At 41.4% G+C, this 3,172-nt stretch carries 4 protein-coding genes; all 4 read right to left on the reverse strand.

Going from position 1 to position 3,172, the window contains the following annotated elements:
* A partial coding sequence (locus ACNKID_RS06205; protein WP_417912566.1) for a glycosyltransferase family 2 protein occupies positions 1-374 on the reverse strand: 374 nt, incomplete at its 3' end.
* The gene (locus ACNKID_RS06210; RefSeq protein ID WP_417912567.1) at positions 364-1,080 is read right to left on the reverse strand and encodes a glycosyltransferase family 2 protein; all 717 of its coding nucleotides are present in this window, start codon (positions 1,078-1,080) and stop codon (positions 364-366) included. The genes ACNKID_RS06210 and ACNKID_RS06205, both read right to left, overlap by 11 nt.
* Positions 1,081-1,123: 43 nt before the next feature.
* A complete protein-coding gene (locus ACNKID_RS06215; RefSeq protein WP_417912568.1) occupies positions 1,124-1,675 on the reverse strand; it encodes a class I SAM-dependent methyltransferase in 552 nt (183 codons plus the stop codon).
* Positions 1,676-1,686: 11 nt separating this feature from the next.
* Entirely contained in the window at positions 1,687-2,958 is a 1,272-nt protein-coding gene (locus tag ACNKID_RS06220; protein WP_417912569.1) for a hypothetical protein, read from the reverse strand.
* Positions 2,959-3,172: the final 214 nt, after the last annotated feature.

Genomic DNA, 3,172 nt, shown 5'->3' on the forward strand with positions numbered 1-3,172 from the left:
AGCCTGCCGCCGACGCAGCCGACTGCCGGGTTTGCGGCAAGAAAGGCGCAGGCCAGCTCCAAGCTCTCTGGGGCGGGAAATGCGTCCGGGTTGAGGAAGAGCACCGCCTCCGCCTCTTGCCGCACCGCCTGCCAGCCGATGTTGTTGGCCCGGCTGAAGCCGATGTTCTCGGCAAAGCGGACAATGAAGCTGGGCTTATCGACATAAGGCTGGAGATAGGCAGTGTCCTCCGAGCCGGAATCAATCAGCGCGGTCTGCACCGGCGGCGCGGTCTGCGCGGACAAGGCGGCAAGGCAGCGGCCCAGCACCGCCTGCGAGTTGTGGGTGACAATGACAGCGGCGGTTTTGTTGCCGCAGGCGGGATCAGTCAGCAAAGAAGCGATATTTGATAATGCAGTATAGAGCGCGGAAACCGTCTTTTATGCCTATTTTTTTGCCTTCAGCATAGGTGCGTCCACTGTAGGAAATGCCGACTTCATAAATCCGGCAGCCTGTGCGGGCCACCTTGGCCGTGATTTCGGGCTCAAAGCCAAAGCGATCTTCTTTGATGACGATCTGCTGCACCACCTCCCGGCGGAAAACCTTGTAGCAGGTCTCCATGTCGGTCAGATTCAAATTGGTGCACATGTTGGAAAGCAGGGTCAGCAGGCGGTTGCCCATCATGTGCCAGAAGTACAGCACTCGGTGCGCTTCGGAACCAACAAAGCGTGAGCCGTACACCACGTCGGCCCTATCATCAAGAATCGGCTGGAGCAGCTTTGGATACTCCGCAGGATCATATTCTAAGTCCGCATCCTGAATCAAGAGGATGTCACCTGTCGCAGCCGCGAAGCCGGAACGCAGAGCCGCGCCTTTGCCTTGGTTGTTTTTATGAAACACTCTGACTATGTTGCTGTCAGGCAGCTGTTCCATGATCTGCCGCGTGCTGTCTGTTGAGGCATCATCAACAAGGATGATTTCCTTGATAAGTGGCAGGTCAACTGCCTGCACAGCATAGATCACTGTATTTAGTGTTTTCTCCTCGTTGTAAGCGGGAATAACAATCGACAACTTTAAAATTTTCCCGTCATGTATATTCATAAAGTTCACACATTTAATAGATGCTGATTTTATCGTTATTTTATTAGATCTTTTTCATGACACAGAAGTTGTTCATGCCAAATTGAAAATATCTATGATGCACAATTTCAAACTTTCCACTCTGATCTGCAAGTTCTTGCAGATCAGTAAGATCATAATATTTTTTATGATCTTCAATCTCCGCCCTATTGACGATACCAAGCTTGAAAGCAAGAAATTCCAGCACAGGTTTCGCCCGCTTTCCTGGCACAGTCAGGATCAGTTTTCCTTCATCTTGCAAAACTCTAGCTATTTCATCAAGAATTTGCTTTGGTTTTTCAAGATGCTCAAGGACTGCAAGCATTGTCGCGATATTGAATGAATCATTATGAAAAGGCATGGTCTCATTCAATTTCATTTGAATTGCGCGAATTTTCCTGAATGATACGTTGGGTACCTTAAAATCAATCCCTACCCCTTGAGCAATATACGGCTCAACGGTTGATAAAAACTTATGATTAAAACCGCATCCAACATCAAGAAGCATGCAATTTGGCACTTTCTTGATCTCATTCAACACTCTTCCTATTCTTAAATTACGAAGAACAGGCTCCATAATTGGCTCTCTCATTTTTTATATACTGAAATTATATCCAATATGGTGTTGATTTGAATAAAAAACCATATAGCACTGATAAAATAAATAGGAATAATAAAACGATCGCCTTGCCAAAATGTTATTCCGTTAGCTATGTACGTTGCATACACGGAAAAAAATAAGGATATATTAACAATAATATATTTTCTATGCGCATGACTTTTAAAGTAAAAACAGATGGATAGGAAAATAAGTAACGATAAAATGTTTATTGTCCGTAAAAAATCGCTTTGCCATAAGCTGATAAAAAAAAATCTCTTTTCCCGTAAATAGGTTTTGGCTGGAAGAAAAGAAGATGATTGCTTTGAATTCTCAATTACTAAATCTATGAATAGCCTTAAAGTATCATATGGATACGTTCTCATGTTTTCATTAAATTCTTTACTGACAACAATACCAGTTTCGCGGTATCCATACCTGTCAATTAGTTTTACAATAGCATTCCTTCTAGCATCTCGTATTGTTTTTATAATTTTCATGCTGTTTTCTTCTTTTTCTATTCTTCTTTTATACAATTCAAGTCTACAAAGAAAGTAATCGTTAACAGCTAAAGTATCAACAAAAGAAATATTGTTAATATTAAAATTGTTCTTCATAATGTAGAGCTGGAATGATATTGGAACCATAATCAGTAGGAATAAAAGTGTTCCGACTATATTTTTTTTTCTCCAAAAAAAAAGGCCTAACAAGGAATTAAAAATAAATATATAGAAGTATAACGGCTTAACTACAGAACATAATGACAGCGCAAAGAGATAGAAAAAGAGAAAAATACTACTGCCGCACGTAGCGTAATAAATCAAAAAAAATAGCGAAATAACAAGTAGAAAAGAAGAGGTTGTCTCAGCGAGCACATGGAGGGAAATGCCTATTGGAGATAGTATGCTTACGCAAAATAAAGAAAGAACAAAAGACGTTACTGCTGATCGGCTTATTAATATTCCACAGAAATAAACAATCAGTATCTGCAATTCCCATAATATAAATTGATAAACTAAAACAGCCCAAGGATGCGCTGCCTCTAACAGTGCTACAATTAAAGGATAAAAAAATGGTCTAATCGCCACGCTTTGCTTAACTTCATGAAATTCAGCTTTCCCTATAAGCCAGTTTCCTGCGTCAAGATATGTCGTGCTGTCTCCAGATTTATATTTCAGGTTAGGCCAATTACGGAATTCTTCGATATTTGAATTCACATAGTAGAAAAATAATGCTGAAAAACATGCCAATATTATTGGCATAATAATCTGAATTACACTCCTGCGATCTTTCAAAAAAGATAAATTTATCATAATGTTGCTAAATACTGCTTATCATACATTCGAGCGAATCTGAACGTTTGCACACTTATCCCGCTTGCCTGCGCAGCGCAAATCTGGCAGAATCTGCACGAAACGCCTTATCCTCAGCCTTTTCCACTATGCCGCCATGCCAACCGACAGCGCAGACCGCAGC

It is taken from the genome of Candidatus Electronema sp. TJ, from assembly GCF_048287355.1.
In the GTDB taxonomy this organism is placed as follows: Bacteria; Desulfobacterota; Desulfobulbia; order Desulfobulbales; family Desulfobulbaceae; genus Electronema.